Origin of the sequence: Gordonibacter sp. RACS_AR49 (assembly GCF_030418435.1) — a bacterium.
Classification (GTDB): domain Bacteria; phylum Actinomycetota; class Coriobacteriia; order Coriobacteriales; family Eggerthellaceae; genus Gordonibacter; species Gordonibacter urolithinfaciens.
The window spans coordinates 205,892-228,309 of sequence record NZ_JAIUDM010000003.1 but is presented as its reverse complement, the minus strand read 5'-3'; the positions used below and the strand labels follow the sequence as shown (position 1 = coordinate 228,309).

The window sequence follows — 22,418 nt, the reverse complement described above, 5'->3', positions numbered from 1 at the left end:
CTTTCGTGTGCCGTTGCTGCGGGGCTGGCCCGACCGCCCTCCGTGCAGCCCTGCGTCAGCGGGCGGGGTAGGACGGGCTCCGGCTGCCCGGCCCTCATCGGCGGGGCGCCTGTTGCGCTGCCATGGTAGCGCAAAGCCGGCAAGCGCGCTCCGCCGACCGCTCATTTCGTGAGATTCCACGACGAAACGATGGTAAAACCGCGGTGCCCGCCCCTTCGTCGCTATACTGTTTTCCATCAAGGCCGCGGGCATGCCCGCGCGGCCCTACTCCGATACGAAAAAAGGCAGACGAAGGCGTCCCGCCCGGGGCGCCGTGCGGCGAAGGAGCGAGCATGGCCACAGCGGCACCCATCATCGTGGTGGGTCACAAGAACCCCGACAACGATTCCATCTGCGCTGCGGTGGGCTACGCCTACCTGAAGAACGAGCTGGCGCGCCGCGAGGCGCGCGACGGGGAGGTGCCGGCCGTGTACGTGCCGGCGCGCTTGGGGCCGCTGCCCCCCGAGAGCAGCTGGATACTTAAGGAGAACGGCCTGCCGTTGCCCGAGGTCGTGGGCCACGTCCATGCGCGCGTGTCCGACGTCATGACGCCCGACCCCATCTCCATCGCCCACGACGCCACGCTCCTGGAGGCGGGGCGCCTGCTGCGCCAGCACAACGTGCGCGCGCTCGTGGTGACGAACGACGACGGCACCTACCGGGGCCTCATCACCACTCGCATGATCGCCGAGCGCTACATCGCGGCCACCGACGTGCTGGAGGAGGGCGGCGCGAACGAGATGGCCGTGGCGGGCGACCTCATTGCGTCTCTGGGGCAGAAGGTCAACGACATCACCGAGACCGACGTGCTGGAGCTGGCCAAGGACGGCCTGCTGAAGGAGGCCGTCGAGGACCTCATGGCCAGCGCCCTGCGCGAGGCCGTGGTGCTGGACGACGACGGGTTCGCCATCGGCATCGTCACGCGCTCCGACGTGGCGGTGCACCCGCGGCGCAAGGTGGTGCTCGTGGACCACAACGAGACGCGCCAGGCTGCCAACGGCATCGAGGAGGCCGAGGTCGTGGAGATCGTCGATCACCACCGCATCGCCGACGTCATGACGGCCAACCCCATCAAGTTCCTGAACCTGCCCGTGGGCTCCACGGCCACCATCGTGGCCATGGAGTTCCGCCGCCACTGCGTGGAGATGCCCCCCGCCATCGCGAGCGTGCTCCTCTCGGCCGTCATGACCGACACGGTGATCTTGAAGTCGCCCACCGCCACCTACGTCGACCACGAGATCGTGGACTTCCTGGCAGACGTGGCCGGCGTCGACCCCACCGCTTTCGGCTTGGCCGTGTTCAAGTGCCGCGGCGGCGAGGACAACATGCCCGTCGCGAAGCTCGTGGGCGCCGATTCCAAGGAGTTCCAGCTGGGCGACTCCACCGTGCTCATAGCGCAGCACGAGACGGTGGACCTGCCGGCCGTCATGAGGCGCGAGGACGAGATCCGTGCCTACATGCGCCGCCTGAAGGACGACCGCGGCTACGAGTTCGTGCTGCTCATGGTTACGGACATCCTGGCCGAGGGCAGCCAGTTTCTGTGCGAGGGTAACCCGCGCACCGTGAACCGCGTGTTCAACATCGACTGCTCCGCCGAGGGCGGCGCCTGGATGCCGGGCGTCTTGAGCCGCAAGAAGCAGGTGGCCGCGAAGATCCTGGGAGCGTGACGGGAGACATGCGGCCTCGCAGCTGCCGGAACCTGCCGCCGCGAGCGTCATGCCCCTTGCGCGCCGTGCGAGCGCGTTGAATCGGAAACCATCGAGGAAGAGAGAAGAAAGCCTATGAACCCCACCCGCCTGCTTGACCTGTTCTGCGAGATCGTCCGAATCGAGAGCCCCTCGCGCCACGAGGCCGCCATGGCCGCGCGCTGCGCCGACGAGCTGCGGGGCCTGGGCTTCTCCGTGCGTTTCGACGACTCGGCCGCGCAGACGGGGGCGGACACGGGCAACCTCGTGGCGCACCTGCCGGGCACGGCGCCGGGGCAAGTGGTGCTCTCGGCGCATATGGACACGGTGCAGCCCTGCGTGGGCATCGAGCCGGTGGTGGAGGACGGCGTGGTGCGCTCGGCCGGCGACACCATCCTCTCGGCCGACGACAAGGCCGGCGTCGCGGCCATCCTGGAGGGCGTGCGCTCGGTGGTGGAGGAGGGCGCGCCGCGCCCCGACGTCACGGTGCTCCTCACCACCTGCGAGGAACTGCACCTGCTGGGCTCCGGCGCGCTCGCGCCGGATGCGCTGCCCGCCGGTGCGCCGTGCTACGTTCTGGACGCCGACGGCGCGCCCGGCACCGTCATCACGGGCGCGCCCTGCCACTGGACGCTGGAAGCCGCGTTCGCCGGCCGCGCGTCGCACGCGGGCGTGGTGCCCGAGGCGGGCATCTCGGCCATCCAAATGGTCGCGGCGGCCATCGAGGCCATGCCGCTCGGGCGCATCGACGAGGCCACCACGGCCAACATCGGCGTGATCGCCGGCGGCCGCGAGACGAACGTCGTGCCCGAGGCGTGCATGCTGCGCGGCGAGTGCCGCTCGCTCTACCCCGAGCGCGCCGAGGCGCAGAAGGCCGCCATGACGGTCGCCCTCGAGCAGGCTGCCGCGCGCTTCGGCGGTACGGTGGACATCGACTGGACGCCGAGCTACGGCGCCGTGCTCTACGACGAGGACGACGCGCTCGTGCAGGCGGCCGCCCGCGCGGCGCGCGCCGCCGGCCTGGAACCGTGCTTCCGCCACGACGGCGGCGGCTCCGACGCGAACGTCCTGGCGGCCCGCGGCGTGCGCGCTGTGACGCTCGGCGTGGGCATGACGGCCTTCCACTCGCCGAAGGAGCATATCTCCGTGGCCGACCTCGAGGGCACCGCCCGTCTCGTGGAGGCGCTGGTGAAGGAAGGCGCCGAGTAGCGTCCGCCGCCGGGATCCTTCTACCGGCGGCGTCCTTCTCTGTGCTATACTATATAGCAGCAAGCAGCCTGACCGCAAAGGAGGCGCCATGCCCGCCGTGCAGATGAACGTGCGCATCGACGAGGAGACGAAGGCCCGCGGCGACGAGGTGTTCGCCCGCTGGGGGCTCACGCCCTCGCAGGTGGTGCGCGCCGTGTGGAAGTACGCCGAGGAGAAGGGCGAGCCGCCCGCGTTCATGCGCCCCGCGCTCGACGCCGAGCACGACGCCGAGGTGCAGCGCCGCCTGGCCCTCGTGCGCGAGGGGGCCGGCATCTGGCGGAAGTTCTTCATCGACAACGGGCTGCCCGTGCCGGGGCCGCGCGAGATCACGCCCGAGGACCTGCGCGAGGACGAGTACTTCGGCAAGCCGAAGGAGGAGCTCGACGACGACGAGGTCCACGAGGCCTACTACGACGATCTGCGCTACGAGGCGTACCTCGAGAAGGCGTGCGAGAGGGGCCTGCTATGAGCCTGCCGCTGAAGCTGCTCGTCGATACGAACGTATGGATCGATTACTTCCTCGAGCGCAGGCCCGAGGCGCACGAGGAGGCGATGGGATTCGTGGCGGAGGCGACGGCGGCCGATGCCGCGCTTTACACCTCGTCGGCAACGATGCCCGACCTTTTCTTCCTGCTCTGCCAGGAGACGAAGCGGTATCTGCAGGAGCACGGCAAGCCTGTTGACGAGCGTTTTGCCGCGGCGGTACGCGAATCGGCGTGGTCGAGCGTGCGCAACGTCATGGGGCTCTCGTTGATCGTGCCCGTGGGGCAGAACGAGGCCCTGCGCGCCATGACCTACCGCGACCTCCACGACGACTTCGAGGGCGACCTGCTGCTGGCCGCCGCCGCGCGCGTCGATGCCGACTACGTGGTCACGTCGGACCGGGCGCTGCTGCGCCATGCACCCGTGGCCTGCCTCGACCCGGCCGACATGCGCGCGCTCCTTCGCGCCCGTGCCGCGGCGGCCGACGCGGAATAAATTCGAGATTACGTGGAGGCTCCCGCCCATCGAATCGCCTATCAGGCGTTCCATCAGGCGAAACGCAGAGCAAGACTATAGATACTCCCGGGTGCGTGGCGTTTGACAAGCTGCGGGGGCGATGATAAAGTTCTCGTTCGCGTCCCATGTGGGCGTATGTTTTCCTGTGCGAATCAGCTGAGCGCACAGGGAGGCACCGCAGAAGCGATTCCCTATCTATATAAAGGTAATCGGAACAAGCAAGAGGTAAAAGGAGAGAAGCTTTGCCTACTATCAACCAGCTGGTCCGCAAGGGCCGCAAAAAGACGGTCGACAAGAGCAAGACACCGGCCCTGAAGGGCAACCCGCAGAAGCGCGGCGTGTGCACCCGCGTGTTCACGACCACGCCGAAGAAGCCGAACTCGGCTCTCCGCAAGGTCTGCCGCGTGCGCCTCGTCAACGGCATGGAAGTGACGGCCTACATCCCGGGCGTCGGCCATAACCTGCAGGAGCACTCCATGGTGCTGCTGCGCGGCGGCCGCGTGAAGGACCTCCCCGGCGTCCGCTACAAGGTCATCCGCGCTGCGCTCGACTGCGCCGCCGTGGACAACCGCAAGCAGGCCCGCAGCCGTTACGGCGCCAAGCGCCCCAAGTAAGCAACCGATAAGACGCGCGGGCCGCTAAGGCCGCTTCCGCCCAAAGGGAGCGTGGGGCGGCGGCCTAATGGGCGGGACGAAGAGCCGCCCGGAAGCGCGCAGGAACCAGAAGGAGAAATACATGCCGCGTCGTGCAGCAGCAGTCCGTCGTGAAGTTCAGCCGGACGCACAGTACAACAACCGTTTGGTCACGCAGCTGATCAACAAGGTCCTCCTCGATGGCAAGAAGGCCACCGCCGAGGGCATCGTCTACGGTGCGTTCGCCATCGTGGAGCAGAAGACCGGCGGCGACCCGCTGGCCGTGTTCAAGAAGGCCATGGACAACGTCCGCCCGACCCTCGAGGTCAAGCCCAAGCGCGTCGGCGGCGCCACCTACCAGGTGCCGATGGAGGTCAACTCCCGCCGTTCGACGACGCTCGCCATCCGCTGGATCGTGGACTTCTCGCGCAAGCGCAAGGAGCACACGATGAAGGAGCGCCTCGCCGCCGAGATCATGGACGCCGCCGAGAACACCGGCGCGTCGGTGAAGAAGCGCGAGGACCTGTACAAGATGGCCGAGTCCAACCGTGCGTTCTCGCACTACCGCTTCTAAGGGGGACCCAGTCTATGGCTAAAACGTCTCTACAAGACACGCGCAACATCGGCATCATGGCCCACATCGACGCGGGCAAGACGACGACGACCGAGCGCATCCTCTACTACACGGGCAAGACCCACAAGATCGGCGAGGTGCACGACGGCGCCGCGACGATGGACTGGATGGTGCAGGAGCAGGAGCGCGGCGTGACCATCACGGCCGCCGCCACCACGTGCTTCTGGAAGTACCCCGGCGGTGCCGACAACGGCAAGGAGTACCGCTTCCAGATCATCGACACGCCCGGCCACGTTGACTTCACGGCCGAGGTCGAGCGCTCGCTGCGCGTGCTCGACGGCGCGGTCGCGGTGTTCGACGCCGTGGCCGGCGTGCAGCCGCAGTCCGAGACCGTGTGGCGCCAGGCCAGCAAGTACGGCGTGCCCCGCATCGCCTACATCAACAAGTACGACCGCGTGGGCGCCGACTTCTTCAACGCCATCCAGACCATGAAGGACCGCCTGGGCGCGCCGGCCGTGGCCGCGCAGGTTCCCATGGGCGCCGAGGACAACTTCTGGGGCGTCATCGACCTCGTGACGATGACGGCCTGGGACTTCAAGGCCGACGACAAGGGCATGACCTACCCCGAGCCCATGGACGCCATCCCGGCCGAGTTCGCCGAGGAGGCCGAGCTGCGCCGTCAGGAGCTGCTCGAAGCCGCCGCCGACTGCGACGACGACCTCATGGAGAAGGTGCTCATGGAGGAGGAGGTCACGGTCGAGGAGCTGAAGGCCGCCCTGCGCAAGGGCACCATCGCCTGCCAGATCCACCCCGTGTTCGTGGGCTCGTCCTACAAGAACAAGGGCGTGCAGGAGCTGCTCGACGCCGTGGTGGACTACATGCCCTCCCCGGTGGACATCCCGGCCATCAAGGGCACGAACCCCGACACGGGTGCCGAGGACGAGCGTCCCTCCGACGTGAAGGCCCCGTTCTCCGCGCTCGCCTTCAAGATCATGACCGACCCGTTCGTGGGCAAGCTCACCTACCTGCGCGTGTACTCGGGCAGCCTGGATTCCGGCTCCTACATCCTGAACGCGTCGAAGGACAAGAAGGAGCGCATCGGCCGCCTTCTGCAGATGCACTCGAACCAGCGCGTCGACATCGATGCCTGCCAGGCGGGCGACATCGTGGCCGTGGTGGGCCTGAAGGACGTGTCCACGGGCGACACGCTCTGCGACGAGAAGCACCCCATCATCCTGGAGTCCATGGAGTTCGCCGACCCGGTCATCGACATCGCCGTCGAGCCGAAGACGAAGGCCGAGCAGGACAAGATGGGCGTGGCGCTGCAGAAGCTCGCCGAGGAGGACCCGACGTTCCGCGTGTCCACGAACCACGAGACCGGCCAGACCATCATCGCCGGCATGGGCGAGCTGCACCTCGAGATCATCATCGACCGCCTGCTGCGCGAGTTCAAGGTCGAGGCCAACGTGGGCAAGCCCCAGGTTGCCTACCGCGAGCGTCCCGGCAAGGAGGTCATGAACGCCGAGGGCAAGTTCGTGCGCCAGACCGGCGGTCGCGGCCAGTACGGCCATGCGGTCATCAACATGTACCCGCAGGAGGCCGGCGAAGGCTACCTGTTCGAGAACAAGATCGTGGGCGGCGTGGTGCCGAAGGAGTACATCCCCTCCATCGACAAGGGCATCCAGGAGGCGCTGAACTCCGGCGTGCTCGCGGGCTACCCGGTCGAGGACGTGCGCGTGGAGCTCGTCGACGGCTCGTACCACGACGTCGACTCCTCCGAGGCGGCGTTCAAGGTGGCGGGCTCCATGGCCATCAAGGAAGCGCTCCGCAAGTCCAGCCCGGTCATCCTCGAGCCGGTCATGGCCGTGGAGATCGAGACGCCGGAGGAGTACACGGGCTTCGTCATGGGCGACATCCCCTCCCGCCGCGGCATGATCCAGGGTCAGGAGAAGCGCGGCAACGCCATCGTGGTCAGCGCGAAGGTGCCGCTGGGCAACATGTTCGGCTACGCCACCGACCTGCGCAGCGGCACGCAGGGCCGGGCTGTGTACACCATGCAGTTCGACTCCTACGAGCCGGTGCCCAAGAGCGTGGCGGAGGAAATTATCAGCAAGGCCGGCGGGAACGCGTAAGCGCGCGCGACCTGAAGCATAACGGAGGTAAGTAAGTGGCTAATCAGAAGATTCGCATCCGCTTGAAGGGGTACGACCATGAGATCGTGGACCAGTCCACGAAGCTCATCGTCGATACCGCGCAGAAGACGGGTGCCAAGGTGTCCGGTCCCATCCCGCTGCCGACGGAGCGCAACCTGTACTGCGTCGTCAAGGGCCCGCACGTCGACAAGGATTCGCGCGAGCAGTTCGAGATGCGCACGCACAAGCGCCTCATCGACATCCTGGAGCCCACCCCGAACACGGTGGATTCCCTGATGCGTCTCGATCTCCCCGCTGGCGTCGACATCGAAATCAAGCTGTAAAGGGGGTCAGGCGATAATGATCAACGCAATCTACGGTAAGAAGATCGGCATGACCCAGATCTTCGGCGAGGACGACCGCGTCATCCCGGTGACGGTCATCCAGGCCGAGCCCAACAAGGTCTGCCAGGTGAAGACGAAGGCCACCGACGGCTACGAGGCCGTTCAGATGGGCTTCGGCGCCATCAAGGAGAAGAAGGTCAACAAGCCCATGAAGGGCCACTTCGAGAAGCAGGGCGCGGCTCCCGTGCGCTACCTGCGCGAGGTGCGCGTGGAGAATGCCGGCGAGTACAACGTGGGCGACGAGCAGACGGTCGCCGCGTTCGCCGAGACGAAGAAGGTCGACGTGACCGGCACGTCCAAGGGCAAGGGCTTCGCCGGCGTCATGAAGCGCTACGGCTTCCGCGGCGGCCCGGGCGGCCACGGCGCGCACTTCCATCGCGCTCCCGGCTCGGTGGGCCAGTGCGCCACGCCGTCCCGCGTGTTCAAGGGCCTCAAGCTCCCGGGCCACATGGGCTGCGACACCGTGACGGTGAGGAACCTCGAGGTCGTGCGCGTCGACGAGGACCAGAACCTCATCCTCGTGAAGGGCGCCGTCCCCGGCGGCAAGAATGGCATCGTTCGCGTCCGCATGGCGTAAACGTGGATCGAAAGTAATAAGGAGTTTAAATGACCACGATTGAGATCAAAGACGCGAGCGGGAAGAAGGCCGGTTCCGCCGACCTCGCCGCTACCGTTTTCGGCATCGAGCCGAACATGACCGTCATGCACACGGTCGTTCGCTCGCAGCGCGCGGCCTGGCGCCAGGGCACGAGCAACACGCTCACCCGCGGCCAGGTGCGCGGCGGCGGCAAGAAGCCGTGGCGCCAGAAGGGCACCGGCCGTGCCCGCCAGGGCACCATCCGCGCCCCCCAGTGGGCCGGCGGCGGCACCGTGTTCGGCCCGCATCCGCGCAGCTACGCGTTCCGCGTGAACAACAAGGAGGTCAAGCTGGCGATGCGCTCCGCGCTGTCCGCCAAGCTGGCCGACGGCGAGCTGGTGGTGGTGAAGGACTTCGAGTTCGAGAAGCCCTCCACGAAGGCCGCCGTGGCCGCGATGAAGGCGCTCGGCCTCGAGGGCCGCGTGGCGCTCGTCATCGCCGACGACGCGGTGAACACGTACCTGTCGTTCCGCAACATCCCGAAGGTGAACATCATCCCGGTGTCCGACATCAACACCTACGAGCTCATCGACAACAAGAAGCTCGTGGTGACGGCCGACGCCCTCAAGTACATCGAGGAGGTGCTCGCATAATGAAGGATCCCCGCGAGGTTATCATCCGCCCCATCATCACGGAGCATAGCTACGACATGATGGAGAAGAACACGTACACGTTCGAGGTGGCGAAGGACTCCAACAAGGTGGAGATCGCCCAGGCCGTCGAGGCCATCTTCAACGTGAAGGTCGTGAAGGTGAACACGCTGAACGTGAAGCCTAAGCCCAAGCGCGTCCGCTACCAGCTGGGCCAGACCCGCGCCTGGAAGAAGGCCATGGTCACGCTGAAGGAAGGCGACACGATCGAGCTGTTCGCCAGCTAAGGCGGCCCATCCGCCCGAAGCTTTGGAGCGCCCCGCATCTGCGGGGCGCTTTTCGTGTTGGGGGCGAGCCGCGGCGCATGGCGAGTTTGTATGCTCGCGTGCGCGAGCGGGACGGTTGGTGTATGGTGGGGGCAAACGCAGCGCGAGGGTGAAGAGAGGGATCGATTTGGCGTTCGTGGAGTTCCGCGATGTGCGCAAGGTGTACACGATGGGCGAGGTGGAGGTCGCGGCCGTCGACGGGATGACGTTCGACATCGAGCGCGGCGAGCTCGTGGTGGTGGTGGGGCCCTCGGGCGCCGGCAAGACCACGCTTTTGAACATGCTGGGCGGCATGGACGGGTGCTCGTCGGGCACCATCATGCTGGACGGGCGCGCCATCAGCGCGTTCAACAGCAAGGAGCTCACCTACTACCGCCGCTACGACATAGGCTTCGTGTTCCAGTTCTACAACCTCGTGCAGAACCTCACGGCGTTGGAGAACGTGGAGCTGGCGAGCCAGATCTGCAAGGACCCGCTCGATGCGGCCGAGGTGCTTGCCCAGGTGGGGCTGGGGCATCGGCTGGACAACTTCCCCGCGCAGCTCTCCGGCGGCGAGCAGCAGCGCGTGGCCATCGCCCGCGCGCTGGCGAAGAACCCGAAGCTCCTGCTATGCGACGAGCCCACCGGCGCGCTCGACTACCATACCGGCAAGGCCATCCTGCGGCTGTTGCAGGACACGTGCTACGACACCGGCAAGACCGTCGTGCTCATCACGCACAACTCGGCGTTCACGGCCATAGCCGACCGCGTCATCCATATCCGCGAGGGGCGCGTGGCCGGCGTGGAGATCAACGAGGCCCCGCTGTCGGCCGACGTCTTGGAGTGGTAGGAGAGAGGGCTTGAGGGGCGCATTCAACAAGGACGTCCTCCGTTCCGTCACGCACTCGCTCGGGCGCTTCCTGGCCATCGCCGGCATCGTGGCGCTGGGCACGGGCTTCTACGCGGGGCTGCGCATGACGGCCCCCGACATGAAGCTCGCGGCCGACCAGTTCTACGACGGCACGAACCTCATGGACATCCGCGTGGTGTCGACGCTCGGCCTGACCGACGGCGACCTGGCCGCCCTGCGCGGCGTGGAGGGTGTCGCGCAGGTCATGGGCGCCTACGAGACGGACGTCATGGCCACGGTGAACGACGAGCAGTACGCCATCCGCGTGCACTCGCTGCCCGCCGCCGCTGCGGAAAGCAACACGGGCGACGGCGTGAACGCGGTCTCCGACGCCGTCGACTACCTGAACCGGCCCGTCCTCGTGGAGGGCTCGTGGCCGGTGCGCGAGGGCGAGTGCGTGCTGTCGGCCGACAAGGTGATGAACACCCCCACGAAGATCGGCGACACGGTGCAGATCACCGAGGGCTCGCAGGACGTGGACGACGTGCTGGCCACGCGCACGTACCAGGTGGTGGGCTACGTGCACTCGTCGTACTACGTGTCATCCACGTCCATGGGCACCACCTCGCTCGGGTCGGGCTCGGTGCAGCAGTTCATGTTCGTGCCGGAATCAGATTTCTCGAAGGATCTGCCCTACACGGAGGCCTTCGTCACGGTGGCGGGGGCGGCGGACGAGTTCTCGGGAAGCGACGCCTACTTCGAGCGCGTGCACGAGGTGGAGGACCGCATAGAGGCCCTCGCCCCCGCGCGCGAGCAGGCCCGCGTTGACGGGCTGCGTGCCGACGCCCAGAAGGAGCTCGACGAGAAGCGCGCCGACTACGAGCGCGAGCGGGCGGATGCCGAGCAGCAGCTGGACGACGCGCAGCGCCAGCTGGACGAGGCGGCTGCGGCCATCGCCGAGAACGAGCAGAAGCTCGCCGACGCGCAAGCTTCCTACGACCGCGGCGCGGACGAGCTGGCGAGCCAGCGCGCGAGCGCCGAGGCGCAGCTTGCGGAGGCCGAACGGCAGCTCGCCGACGGCCGCGCCCAGACCGACGCCGCCCGCCCCGCCATCGAGCAGGGGCAGGCCCAGCTGGCCGACGCCTGGGCGCAGTGGCAGCAGGGAGCCGACGCGCTGGCGGCGGGGTGGGGCGAGTGGCAGGGCCGGCAGGACGCCCTGTCGGCGAAGGCGGCCGAGTGGCAGCAGAACATGGCGCTTTGGCAGGCGGCGTGGGATGCGAACGAGGCTCACTCCGAAAATCCCGATTACGCCGAGAACAGGGCGAGGCTGGAAGCCCAGAAGCAGGTCCTCGATGCGGGCAAGGTGGAGATCGACCGAGGGCAGGCGGCTCTCGACGAAGCTCGCGTCGAGCTCGAAACGCAGCAGCAGGCGGTCAATGCGGCGCGTGGGGAGCTCGACGCCCAGCAGGACGCGTTCGACGCCCAGAAGGCGCAGTTCGACGCCGCCGTCGCGCAGGTCGAGCAGGGCACCGCCGACCTGGCGTCCGCACGCTCGCAGGCCGACGCGCAGATCGCGGCGGCGCAGCAGCAGCTTGACGAGGCGGCGGGGCAGATAGCGAGCGGGCGCTCTCAGCTCGAGCAGGGCAGGGCCGACTACGAGAGCGGCCTGGCCGAGTACGAGCTTCAGAAGGCCGACGCCGACGCGCAGTTCGCCGATGCCGAGCGGCAAATAGCCGACGCACAGCAGAAGATCGACGACTTGGAGAACCCGTCGTGGCTCGTCATGGACCGCGACCAGAACTACGGCGTGGCGAGCTTCGAGTCCGACGCGAACCGCGTGGACTCCATCGCGCAGGTGTTCCCGTTCATCTTCTTCCTCGTGGCGGCGCTCGTGGCGCTCACCACCATGACGCGCATGGTGGAGGAGGAGCGCGTTCTCATCGGCACGTTCAAGGCGCTCGGGTACAGCCGCGCGCGCATCGCCTCGAAGTACCTGCTGTACGCTGCCGTGGCCAGCGTGACGGGCAGCGTGCTGGGCATCGCGGTGCTGTCGCAGGTGCTGCCCGCCGTGATCTCCGAGGCCTACGCCATCATCTACTTCGTGCCACACGGGCCGCTGCCCATCGACCTGGGGCTCGCGGGTTTGGCGGCCGGTCTCGGCGTGGGCGTGACGCTTGTCGCCACCTGGGCGGCCGTGTTCGCCACGCTGCGCGAGCGTCCGGCCACCCTCATGCTGCCGCGTGCGCCGAAGGCCGGCAAGCGCATCCTGCTCGAGCGCATCGCCCCGCTGTGGCGGCGGCTGTCGTTCTCGTGGAAGGTCACGTTCCGCAACCTGTTCCGCTACAAGAAGCGGTTCGTGATGACGGTTATCGGCATCGCCGGCTGCACGGCGCTCTTGCTCACGGGCCTGGGCCTGCAGGACGCCATCAACGACATCATCGACAAGCAGTACGGCGAGATCGTGCACTACAACGCCGTCGTGACCACGGAGGACGACCTGCCGGCCGCGTCGCAGCAGGAGCTGGACGACCTGCTGGGTGCAGGCGGCGCCGTGGAGTCCTCCACGCGCGTGCAGAGCGCGAGCATGGTGGCCAGCGGGCCGGACAAGGCCGACGTTCATGCGTCCGTGGTGGTGCCCGAGGACCCGGGCGGGCTCGCCGACTTCCTCACCGTGCGCACGCGCGTGGGGCATGAGCCGCTGTCCATCGGCGACGACGGCGTGGTGCTGGCCGAGAAGCTGGCGAACGAGCTGGGGGTGGGCGTGGGCGACACGGTGCGCCTGGCCGAGCAGGACGAGATGGGCAACGCCACGGACAAGACGTTCGACCTCACGGTCACGGGCGTCATGGAGAACTACATCTACAACTACGTGTTCATCGGCCCGGGCGAGTACGCGCGCATGGAGGGCGGCCAGCCGGCGTTCTCCACGTACTACGCCGTGACGAGCTCCGACGCCGGGGAGCGCGCGCAGTTCAACGACGCGGTGCGCGCCATCGACGGGGTGAAGACCGTGGCCTACAACGACGAGGTGATCGACGCGTACAAGTCCATGCTCAAGAGCGTGGGGCTCATCGTGATCGTGCTCGTGGTGGCCGCGGCGGCGCTCGCGTTCATCGTGCTGTACAACCTCACGAACATCAACATCACCGAGCGGCAGCGCGAGATAGCCACGCTCAAGGTGCTGGGCTTCACGCCGCGCGAGGTGAGCGCCTACATCTACCGCGAGACCATGCTGCTGTCGGTCATCGGGTGCGCGGTCGGGCTCGTGCTCGGCGTGTTCATGGAGAGCTTCGTGGTGGTGACGGCGGAAGTGGACCAGGTGATGTTCGGCCGCACCATCCATGCGGCGAGCTTCGTGATAGCGTTTCTGCTCACCATGCTGTTCACCGTGCTGGTCATGCTGGCCATGCGCCGCAAGCTCGCACGGGTGGACATGGTGGAGAGCCTGAAGTCCAACGAGTAAGCCTTCCAGGAGCGCCTCGGGGCGGCGCTTGCTGCTCGGGCAGTCCTGGCTCGCACGAACGCCCCGCTGGGGCGTTCGGCTCGTGCGGAACTCGCATCAAGCGCCGCCCCGAGGCGCTCTCCGCAAGCGCGACTCGCTTGACGTTCGGCAGGCGAGAGGGGCGACCTGCGAGTGGGTGTGTTTTTGTAGGGCTCGCTTCCGTGAAGGATTTCCCAAAACTCTCGCTGTGGACAAAACCGCAGGTCGCGGAAATGAATCAGACCATAGGTATTACGGCTTTTCAACTATTTAAGCGCTTATAGGGGATGCTCGGCCACGGTACTGAACGCTAGAGTAGTCTGCGAGAGGTCGAGTTCGCTTCGAGGATCGGCCCGGCGCAAGCCCCCCTGCACGCTCCGGGCCGATCCTCGAAGACCACGCAAGCCCGAGCAGGGCCCGGGGTTTCGCGACGGACCGATCGGACCATAAAAGAGAAAGGATCTCCTCATGTGCTTCAGACCAGCAGCGGTTGACCTGAACGGCCCCATCAAGTGCCCCAAGTGCGGCGCGGAAGTGGACCCCAGCCTGGACGCGTGCCCGAGCTGCGGCGCCAAGGCGACGAAGGCCCCGGGTATGCCCGGCGCCCCGGGCGCCCCCGGCGTGCCCGGCGCCCCGAAGGCCCCCGGCGCCCCGGGCGCCCCGAAGCCCCCTGCCGCCCCCGGCACCCCCGGCAAGTAGCTATCCCTTTTCGCCGACCTCCTCTTCGACGGCGAGCGCAGACCCCCGGCCTCTCTTTGCCGGGGGTCTTGTCGTATCGGGCGCTGTGGAGGCGGGCGGCGTGCGGGAAGGGGGGAGGGGATCAGTGGTAACGCGGTTCTAAGGCGTGACGGAGCCGGATGCGGTTTTCCAAGGGACCCTATGGCGCGTGTTTCCCGTTAGCGGCCGGGAATCTGGTACGTCTGGTATGAGGCCGGGGTGCAAAATAGGCCCCTTGGTATAATGCACTTTGAGCGGCCTTTCCGTATAGTACAGGGCGTGCTGCACGGTATGCGCCGCGCGGGCGCGGAGGTTGAACCCCCTGAATAGACCTCCCGCACCTCGTTCGCCCTTCTTGGGCTTCGCGGAACGCATGCCGTGCAGTCTCTTTTCCCCGGAGTACAGCCGGTTGGACATCGCCTTATATTTGCGGGCATCTCGTCGCGGTGGGCGGCGATGTGCGCTACAATTGCAAGCTAGCAAGGTATTGGAGGGGAACGTCCGTGCACGGTTTCTGCACGTATCGCATTGCGGTCGGCACGCCGTTTCCGCCTCCATCCGGCGCCATGCGCCGCAGTGCTCGTAAGAAGGAGACGGAACCAAGATGAAAGTCACTCAGAAGAAGCTCGACGACGGCCGCCTGCTGATCGACGCCGTTGCCTCGACGGCCGAGGTGAGCAACGCGCTCAACAACGCGCACCTCGCGTTCGCCCAGCAGATGGGCATGCGCCCCGAGAAGGACAAGACGGTGGCCCAGGCCGCCGAGGAGCGCATGGGCATCAAGGATTTGGACTCGGTCGTCATGAACCAGGCGGTCGAGGCCCTCGTGCCGTTCGCCATCGACAAGGTCGGCGTCATCCCTGCGTTCCCGCCGCAGCCCGAGCCCAAGACGGCGCTCAAGCGCGGCCAGACGTTCCAGTTCGGCCTGCACCTCACGCCGAAGCCGGACTACGAGCTGACGTCCTACGAGCCGGTCTCCATCACCATCCAGGAGGTGTCGATCGACGAGCGCCAGGTGGACGAGCAGATCAACCAGGTTGCCGAGCGCTACGCCGAGTTCGTGGCCGACGACCCGCACCCCGTGCGCAAGGGCGACAGCTGCCTTTTGGCCATGGAGTCCTATGAGAACGGCGAGAAGCTGCCCGGCCTGACCACCGACGCGCGCACGTACTCCGCCGGCGCCGGCCTCATGCCCGACGGCTTCGACGAGAACATCATCGGCATGGACGTGGGCGAGACGAAGACCTTCACGTTCGAGGGCCCCGGCATCGACGACGAGGGCAACGAGATCGTCGAGACCATCGAGTGCACCGTCACGGTCAAGGAGATCCAGAAGAAGGTTGCCCCCGTCATCGACGACGCCTGGGTGGCGAAGTTCATGCCCATGTACAAGGACGTGGCCGCCATGCGCGACGACATCCGCCGCGGCCTGAACCGCCAGCTGTCGGGCGAGTACGAGAACTACAAGCGCAACATGGCCGCCGGCGAGCTGGCGAAGCGCTTCAAGGGCAGCATCGCCGACGAGGTGTACGAGTCCATGTCCCGCAACCTCATGAACAACATGCGCGCCGAGGTGGAGCAGCAGAACATGACGTGGGACCAGTTCGTCGAGCAGCAGGGCGGCGAGCAGCAGTTCAACATGATGATGATGATGCAGACGCGCCAGATGCTCGTGCAGGGCTACGCGCTGGACGCCCTGTTCCGCCACGAGGGCCTGGTGGTGAGCGACGAGGACGTGCAGGAGGCCTGCGCTGCCATGAACCCGCAGAACCCCCAGGGCGTGCGTCGCCAGATGGAGGAGTCGGGCCGCGGCTTCGCGCTGCGCGAGGCGGCCGAGCGCATCAAGGCGAACAAGTGGCTCCTCGAGCACGCGGACATCACCGTGAAGGACCCGAACGAGGCCCCCGCGGCCGAGTAGCGGCAGGGCAGCATCGTTTATGAGGGAGGAACCGGCTCTTGGGCCGGTTCCTTTGCTTTTCGAGCGCGCTTTTTGTCGGCTTGGGATGGGTGCGCGGTTCTCGGAGGCTGGCTGTATGCGCCGGTACGACTCCCCTCGTTCGCGTCTTGGGTTGGGCGAAGAGGGGGTGGGCGTAGGGCGGCTGGTTGGCGAAAGTGCTTAGAGCAGGATGCAGCTGGTGTAGGAGATGGTGCCTGGGCCGTGGTAGTAGGGCAGGCCGGCCGCCTCGCATGCTTCGGAGACCATCAGGCCCGCCGCCTCCATCGAGACGAGCGCGCGATCGGGGTGGCGGCAGGGTGCGTCGGGACAGCTGCATGCGGTGCAGAGCGTGCATGCGCCGGCAGACAGGGGCAGGGGACGTGGGATGCCTGATCGCAGCCCCTGTCTGCCGGTGTCGAAGCCATCGAGGGCATCTTGTGCAAGCGCCTTGAACCGCTCCTTGTGCACCCGTTCCGCCGCCATCATTCCTTCGACATCGAACTCGTCCTCCAGCTGCCCGACCGTTTGCACGACGAGTGCGACGGAGCGGCTTGCCAGGGCTGCCGAGAAATCGTCCAGGGTTCCGCACGCGGGCGGGCACGTCCAGTTCCGTCCGTAGGATCGGCAGCGGTTCTCCGCGCACAGGGAGCGGACTGCGGGGTTCACGGACAGGCTTGTTGCAGGAGTGCATCCGTAGTGGGCGAACCCCCGGTTGCGGGCCCGCGCCGCCAGCTCGCAGACGAAGGCGCCCCTGCGGGCGTCCATTTCACCTGCGCAGCCTGCATCACGGCAGGTGCATGCTGCGCACATCATGGCTCGAAGCCCATCGCATCGAGATAGTGGGCGGCGAACGCCGCGCTCGTCGAGAGCTCGAGGTACGAGCATGAGGCGGCGATGCGCTCCAAGGCTGTCCGGCCTTCCGGGAAGAGGGCCGCTGCTGCCCCTTCCCCTGCCGCGTTTCCCAGCGGGTCGACCTTGGGCTCGAGGGCTGCGGGTATCAGGCCGATGCGGGCTGCGCTCGCCGCGCTGAGGTGAGACCCGAACCCGCCGGCCAGTGCGACGCGGCTCACATCGTCACATGAGACGTGCATCTCGTCCATAAGCGCGCCGATGCCCGCCCGTAGGGCAGCCTTCGCCAGCTGCACGCTGCGCACGTCGGCCTGGGTGAGGTATACGCGCCTTTCGGCGTCGAGGTAGCATGCCCGTTGGCCCTGCTCCCGGCTCAGGCGATGCGCGAGGTCCCGGTTGGCTTCCCCGGCTTCGAGCAGGCGCCCGGTCTCGTCGACGATGCCCAGGTCGAGCAAGCAGGCGACGGCGTCCAAGAGCCCGGACCCGCAGATGCCGACCGGCTCGGCGCCGCCCACGGTCGTGACGGCGAGCTCGCCGTCTTCGATCGAGACGGCGCTCACGGCACCCCTTAACGCCGGCATGCCCAACGCTATGTTGGCGCCCTCGAACGCGGGGCCGGCCGCCGTCGCGCAGCACGCGATGCGCCCGCTGCTGCCAAGCGCCATCTCGCCGTTCGTGCCGATGTCGAGGTACAGCTGGAGCTCGGGCGAGCGCGCCAGCCCTGCGACGTGGAGCCCGGCTGTCACGTCTCCGCCCACGTATCCTGCCACGGCGGGCGCCAGGTACGCGCGCACGGGACGGCCTGCGCGGCCGTCTGCCTGCCACAGCCTGCGCTCGCCACCGAAGAGCGCAGATGGCGTGAAGGGGTAGGCGCCGATGGGCTTGGGGTCGATGCCCGCCGCGAAGTGCTCCATGACGGTGTTGCCCGCCACGGCCACGCGCTCGAGGTCCTCCCAACCGATGCTCCGCCCCGCGCTGCGGCCGAGGGCGGCGAGCGCATCGTCGAGCCCGCCGCGCAAGGCGGAGCAGAGCGCCTCCATCCCCTCCGCCGACGAGGCGGCCCCGATGCGCGCGACCACGTCGCCGCCGAAAGCAACCTGGGGGTTCACCCTGCCGATACTGGCCACGATGCTTCGGGAGCCGAGGTCCACTAAGTGCAGCGCCAGCGTGGTGGTTCCAATGTCGACGGCTAATCCGAACCGCGCGTCTGTGCCTGATGTCGCCTGCCCCGAAGCGGCCGCGGCATCGCCGCCTGCCACCGCCAGGGTCCCCAGGTCGTCAGCCACGGCCACCATGCCGTCTTCCACGATGGTCTGGCAGGCAAGGCGGTATCCTGCGCCCGACCGATCATGCACGAGGATGCGGCACCCTCCGCAGGTACCGGCGCCGCCGCAGGGGGCGAACGCCGTCACGCCGCCTTTGCGCAGGGCCTCGAGCAGGGTTTGCCCCGCCTCTGCCTCGATATGCCTGATGCCGCCGCCCCTGCTTTGCACGGTCACGTCCATGAGCCCTCCGTTTCCTCTCGGGGAAGCGCCATGGTAGCGCATCGGCGGCGGGCTTGGGGGCCTGCCGTGCAAGATCAGCACTCCCGCATGACCCACCCGGTCAACTTCGGGTGCCGTACCTGACGTGCCTGCCGGCGCCGTGTGCGCATGCGGGGAAAATAAGCATTCCCGCCCCATGCTCTTTTCGACGAGCCTTCCTAAACTGGTGCGATTGGCTGTCGACCGCGAGAGGAAGAGAGGTACCCATGGCAACGACCGAGGAGATCGCCAGTGCGGTGATGCGCGGCAAGAGGAAGGAAGTCGGCCCGTTGGTGCAACAGGCGCTCGACGAGGGGGTGGCGGCCCAGGTTATCCTCGACGAGGGGCTTATCGCCCCCATGGGCGTCATCGGCGACCGCTTCAGCGCCGGGGAGGCGTTCGTGCCCGAGATGCTGGTGGCTGCGCGCGCCATGTCCGCGGGCACCGAGGTACTCAAGCCGTATCTTGCCGAGGCGGGCGCCGAACCCTTGGGCAAGGCCGTCATCGGCACGGTCAAGGGCGACATGCATGACATCGGCAAGAACCTCGTGCGCATGATGATAGAGGGCAAAGGCTTCGAGGTGACGGACCTCGGCGTGGATGTTGCGCCGGAGAAGTTCGTGAGCTTTCTGCAAGAGCACGACGACATCGACATTGTGTGCTGCTCGGCGCTGCTCACCACCACGATGCCCGAGATCGGTGCAACGATCAGGGCTATCGAGGAGGCGGGTTTGCGCGACAAGGTGAAGGTCATGATAGGCGGCGCCCCGGTGACGCAGGCGTATGCCGACGAGGTTGGCGCCGATGCGTACACGCCCGACGCGGGCGCGGCCGCCGTCAAGGCTGCCGAGCTGGTGGGAGCGTAAGGGGTGGGCGGCACGCCCGGAAGGAGGAGCACCCCATGGATATGAGGAAGTGGTTCGCCGACGTCATCATGTCGGAAAACAAGAAGGCGCTGCCGGTGTTGTCGTTTCCTGCCGTGCAGCTGATGGGCATCACGGTGCGCGACCTCATCGGATCGTCGGACTACCAGGCCGAGGCCATGCGACTCATCGCCCAGAAGTACCCGACAGCGGCCTCGGTGTCGTTCATGGACCTGTCCGTGGAGGCGGAGGCGTTCGGGGCGGAGACGGTCGTGAGCGACGACGAGGTTCCCACGGTGGTGGGCGCGCTGGTTGACGAGGACACCGATCCCGACGACATCGCGGTGCCCGCGGTGGGAGCAGGGCGCACGGGGCTGTACGTGGAGGCCATCGCCAAGGTGGCCCCCTTGATCGGCGACCGCCCGGTGCTTGCCGGCGCGATAGGGCCGTTCTCGCTGGCAGGGCGGCTCATGGACGTGTCCGAGGTCATGGTCCTGTGCTACGAGGAGCCCGAGCTCGTGCATGCCGTGCTCGGCAAGGCTGCCGGGTTCGTCGCCGCCTACGCGGCCGCCTTCCGCGCAGCGGGAGCCGACGGCGTGGTCTTGGCCGAGCCGTTGGCGGGCCTTCTGTCGCCCGATCTCGCCGAGGAGTTCTCCTCTGCCTACGTGCGCCGCATCGTGGAAGAGGTGCAAACCGACTCCTTCGCCGTGGTCTACCACAACTGCGGCGGCGGGGTCCCCAAGATGATGGACTCCATCGTGGCCACCGGCGCCGCCGCCTTCCACTTCGGCAACGCCATCTCCATGGTCGACGTGATGCCCCTCGTTCCTGCCGACCGCGTGGCCATGGGCAACGTGGCCCCTGCCGAGCAGCTGCGCAACGGCACCCCGGACTCTGTGCGCGCGGCGACGATCGAGGTGCTGGAGACGTGCGCGGGCTACCCCAACTTCGTTATATCCACCGGCTGCGACGTGCCGCCGATGGCGCCCTTGGAGAACATCGACGCGTTCTTCGCCGCCGTCGACGAGTTCTACGCGCGGTAGGGCGGGACGACAGGGCTTCGGGGAGGTTCTTGCGCGTAACCGGAAGATGCTGCATTTCGAAACGAGGAGGATACGTGAAACCCAGAGAGAACATGATGGCGATATTCAACCGGGAGCAGCCGGACTACTACGGCGATTTCATGGCGGCGCTCGACTTCGCGCCAGACCCCGTCTTCGCGGCGGACAGCGTGCCCGACGACGGTTTAGAGCATCGGGACAGCTGGGGCACGGTATGCGTGAAGCTGCCCGGCTCTCCCGGCAAGCACCCCCACGTCACGCCGGAGAACGCCGTGGTGAAGGACGTCACGGCGTGGCGCGAGCAGCTGAAGGTGCCCGCGCTCGAGGGGCTCGACTGGAGCGCGGCGAGGGAATTCGCCGCCGGTGCGGACCGCAGCGAGCGGTTCGTGGGGCTCTTCTCGGCACAGGGGCTGTTCGAGCGCTCCCATTTCCTCATGGGCATGGAGGACGCGTTCTGCGCCTACTTGGAGGAGCCCGAGGACATGGCGGACATGCTGCGCGCGATAGCCGATTACAAGATAGCCGTCCTGCGAGAGGCGGCGCGCCAGTTCCAGCCCGACGTGGTGTTCTTCCAGGACGACTGGGGATCGAAGCAGAACCTGTTCCTGCCGCCCACCGTGTGGCGTGAGCTGATCAAGCCCCTGCATGCCGAGATCGTGGCGGCGGCGCACGAGTGCGGCATGCTGTTCGTGCACCACGCCGACTGCATCTGCGAGCCCATAGTGGAGGACATGGTGGAGATGGGCATCGACATCTGGCAGGGCGCCATACCGCAGAACGATCTCCCCGCCATTCAGGAGAGGACGGGAGGCGAGCTGGCCATCATCGGCGGCATCGACGCCCCGGCGGTGGACATCGAGCACATCGGCGAGGAGGAGATCAGGGCCGAGGTGCGCCGCGCCATCGACGCGTACTGCCCGGCAGGGCGCTTCTACCCTTCCATCCCGAGCGGCAAGTGCTTCCGCGCGTGGAACGATGCCATCGTGAACGACGAGCTGGAGAAGTACGGCCGGCGATGGGCGCAGGAGCACCCGATTTTGGAGGCGGGGCAGCGGCCCTCGTAGCGCCGTGCCCATTTAGCGGGAGAAAGGCGACGGCCGCCGTCCCGGAGGGGACGGCGGCCGTCGTACGTTTGGGTGTTCGGCATGCGGAATGCCCGGCAGGGAGCCGCGATGCTCCTACATGAACACGATCGTGAGGTCCTTGCGGGCCGGTTCCTGGCCCTTGTCGAGGTAGGCCTTGCCGCCGCCGAGCTGCGTTCCCTGGGCGTCGTAGGCCAGGCACACGCCCATGCAGGGCTTCACGTGCTCTTGGCCGTCCTTGGCCTTCTCGGGCGCCAGGACGTAGCGGCCGGCCTTCTCGTCGGCGAGGAACTGCTCCTCGAGGTCGCTTCTCGCGGCGTCGTAGCCGATAAGGGCGTGCTCCTCGACGAACGCGCGGAACTTCTCCTCGCCCCTGATGGTCACGTTGATCTCCATGGTATCCCTCCTTGCGTGCGGCCCCCTTGCCGCCGGGGCAAGGGGGCCGGCGATCGATTGCCGTTACTTGCCTGCAGGGGTGTAGAGCGCCCAGCGGGTTTTGCCGTCCATCTTCCGCACGAGCTCCTCCACCTCGCCGTGGTACAGGCACCATGCTTGGCAGGCCTGCACGCAGGCGGGCATCTTGCCTGTGGCAGTGCGCTCCGCGCACATATCGCACGCCTTTGTGAGGGTGGGGTTGTACACCCATTCGTACGGCGTGTCGGCGTCGATGGGCGTCTCGTAGCGGTAGGGGCCCACCTCGGCGAGCTTGATGCCGAACTCCCCGGCCGCGAGGCCGCGGGCGTTGCGGCAGGCCACCTCGCAGGAGTGGCAGCCCGTGCAGTATTCGTAGTTGACCAGTATGCCTTCCATG

At 67.3% G+C, this 22,418-nt stretch carries 22 protein-coding genes; 18 read left to right on the top strand and 4 right to left on the bottom strand.

Translation table 11 applies throughout. The annotated features are described in order from the left end of the window. Positions 1-332: 332 nt before the first annotated feature. The 15 genes from LB310_RS08580 to tig all read left to right on the top strand — a co-directional run bounded on the left by LB310_RS08580 (position 333) and on the right by tig (position 16,211). Positions 333-1,706: a putative manganese-dependent inorganic diphosphatase gene (locus tag LB310_RS08580; protein WP_278806024.1), complete on the top strand. Its 1,374-nt coding sequence runs from the start codon at positions 333-335 to the stop codon at positions 1,704-1,706. A gap of 114 nt (positions 1,707-1,820) precedes the next feature. Further along, entirely contained in the window at positions 1,821-2,933 is a 1,113-nt protein-coding gene (locus tag LB310_RS08575; RefSeq protein WP_301154911.1) for a M20/M25/M40 family metallo-hydrolase, read from the top strand. An 88-nt stretch (positions 2,934-3,021) separates the two neighbouring features. Further along, on the top strand, positions 3,022-3,441 hold the full coding sequence (locus tag LB310_RS08570) for a type II toxin-antitoxin system RelB/DinJ family antitoxin (protein ID WP_301154910.1): 420 nt from the start codon (positions 3,022-3,024) through the stop codon (positions 3,439-3,441). Beyond that, complete coding sequence (locus tag LB310_RS08565; protein ID WP_301154909.1) at positions 3,438-3,950, top strand: PIN domain-containing protein; 513 nt, start codon at positions 3,438-3,440, stop codon at positions 3,948-3,950. The genes LB310_RS08570 and LB310_RS08565 overlap by 4 nt, the downstream gene beginning before the upstream one ends. Before the next feature lie 263 nt (positions 3,951-4,213). Then, the gene (gene rpsL, locus LB310_RS08560; RefSeq protein ID WP_041239796.1) at positions 4,214-4,585 is read left to right on the top strand and encodes a 30S ribosomal protein S12; all 372 of its coding nucleotides are present in this window, start codon (positions 4,214-4,216) and stop codon (positions 4,583-4,585) included. A 121-nt stretch (positions 4,586-4,706) separates the two neighbouring features. Further along, positions 4,707-5,177 (top strand): 30S ribosomal protein S7, encoded by a 471-nt coding sequence (rpsG, locus tag LB310_RS08555; protein WP_041240690.1) that lies wholly within the window; start codon positions 4,707-4,709, stop codon positions 5,175-5,177. A gap of 14 nt (positions 5,178-5,191) precedes the next feature. Then, positions 5,192-7,309, top strand: a complete 2,118-nt coding sequence (fusA, locus tag LB310_RS08550; RefSeq protein WP_301154908.1) for an elongation factor G — start codon at positions 5,192-5,194, stop codon at positions 7,307-7,309. Between the two features lie 35 nt (positions 7,310-7,344). Then, positions 7,345-7,653, top strand: a complete 309-nt coding sequence (rpsJ, locus tag LB310_RS08545) for a 30S ribosomal protein S10 (RefSeq protein ID WP_009304899.1) — start codon at positions 7,345-7,347, stop codon at positions 7,651-7,653. A gap of 16 nt (positions 7,654-7,669) precedes the next feature. Then, positions 7,670-8,290, top strand: coding sequence for a 50S ribosomal protein L3 (gene rplC / locus LB310_RS08540; protein WP_087190457.1), 621 nt, complete (start codon positions 7,670-7,672; stop codon positions 8,288-8,290). Between the two features lie 29 nt (positions 8,291-8,319). Next, entirely contained in the window at positions 8,320-8,943 is a 624-nt protein-coding gene (gene rplD / locus LB310_RS08535; protein ID WP_087190458.1) for a 50S ribosomal protein L4, read from the top strand. Further along, on the top strand, positions 8,943-9,227 hold the full coding sequence (gene rplW, locus LB310_RS08530; protein ID WP_087190459.1) for a 50S ribosomal protein L23: 285 nt from the start codon (positions 8,943-8,945) through the stop codon (positions 9,225-9,227). Before rplD ends, rplW begins: the two co-directional genes overlap by 1 nt. A gap of 166 nt (positions 9,228-9,393) precedes the next feature. Beyond that, positions 9,394-10,095 (top strand): ABC transporter ATP-binding protein, encoded by a 702-nt coding sequence (locus LB310_RS08525; protein WP_087190460.1) that lies wholly within the window; start codon positions 9,394-9,396, stop codon positions 10,093-10,095. Between the two features lie 10 nt (positions 10,096-10,105). Then, positions 10,106-13,558 carry an FtsX-like permease family protein gene (locus LB310_RS08520; protein ID WP_301154906.1) on the top strand — a complete coding sequence of 1,151 codons (3,453 nt, stop codon included), beginning with the start codon at positions 10,106-10,108 and terminating at the stop codon, positions 13,556-13,558. Positions 13,559-14,044: 486 nt separating this feature from the next. Next, a complete protein-coding gene (locus LB310_RS08515) occupies positions 14,045-14,275 on the top strand; it encodes a hypothetical protein (protein WP_278805646.1) in 231 nt (76 codons plus the stop codon). 622 nt (positions 14,276-14,897) lie between these two features. Then, a complete protein-coding gene (tig, locus tag LB310_RS08510) occupies positions 14,898-16,211 on the top strand; it encodes a trigger factor (RefSeq protein ID WP_096226996.1) in 1,314 nt (437 codons plus the stop codon). Between the two features lie 198 nt (positions 16,212-16,409). On the opposite strand, the gene LB310_RS08505 is transcribed toward tig, so the two are convergent. Beyond that, positions 16,410-16,994 (bottom strand): DUF2284 domain-containing protein, encoded by a 585-nt coding sequence (locus LB310_RS08505; protein ID WP_087191844.1) that lies wholly within the window; start codon positions 16,992-16,994, stop codon positions 16,410-16,412. A gap of 44 nt (positions 16,995-17,038) precedes the next feature. After that, entirely contained in the window at positions 17,039-18,583 is a 1,545-nt protein-coding gene (locus tag LB310_RS08500; protein ID WP_278805645.1) for an ASKHA domain-containing protein, read from the bottom strand. A gap of 245 nt (positions 18,584-18,828) precedes the next feature. Here LB310_RS08500 and LB310_RS08495 point away from each other — a divergent pair, with 245 nt between their 5' ends. The 3 genes from LB310_RS08495 to LB310_RS08485 all read left to right on the top strand — a co-directional run bounded on the left by LB310_RS08495 (position 18,829) and on the right by LB310_RS08485 (position 21,589). Further along, positions 18,829-19,467: a corrinoid protein gene (locus tag LB310_RS08495; protein ID WP_157004785.1), complete on the top strand. Its 639-nt coding sequence runs from the start codon at positions 18,829-18,831 to the stop codon at positions 19,465-19,467. A 35-nt stretch (positions 19,468-19,502) separates the two neighbouring features. Beyond that, a complete protein-coding gene (locus tag LB310_RS08490) occupies positions 19,503-20,507 on the top strand; it encodes a uroporphyrinogen decarboxylase family protein (RefSeq protein ID WP_278805644.1) in 1,005 nt (334 codons plus the stop codon). 74 nt (positions 20,508-20,581) lie between these two features. Next, entirely contained in the window at positions 20,582-21,589 is a 1,008-nt protein-coding gene (locus LB310_RS08485) for a uroporphyrinogen decarboxylase family protein (protein WP_239441087.1), read from the top strand. 114 nt (positions 21,590-21,703) lie between these two features. Here LB310_RS08485 and LB310_RS08480 read toward each other — a convergent pair whose 3' ends face one another. Further along, entirely contained in the window at positions 21,704-22,003 is a 300-nt protein-coding gene (locus tag LB310_RS08480) for a hypothetical protein (protein ID WP_087191839.1), read from the bottom strand. Between the two features lie 63 nt (positions 22,004-22,066). Continuing rightward, on the bottom strand, positions 22,067-22,417 hold the full coding sequence (locus LB310_RS08475) for a 4Fe-4S dicluster domain-containing protein (protein ID WP_087191838.1): 351 nt from the start codon (positions 22,415-22,417) through the stop codon (positions 22,067-22,069). Between the last annotated feature and the right edge of the window lies 1 nt (position 22,418).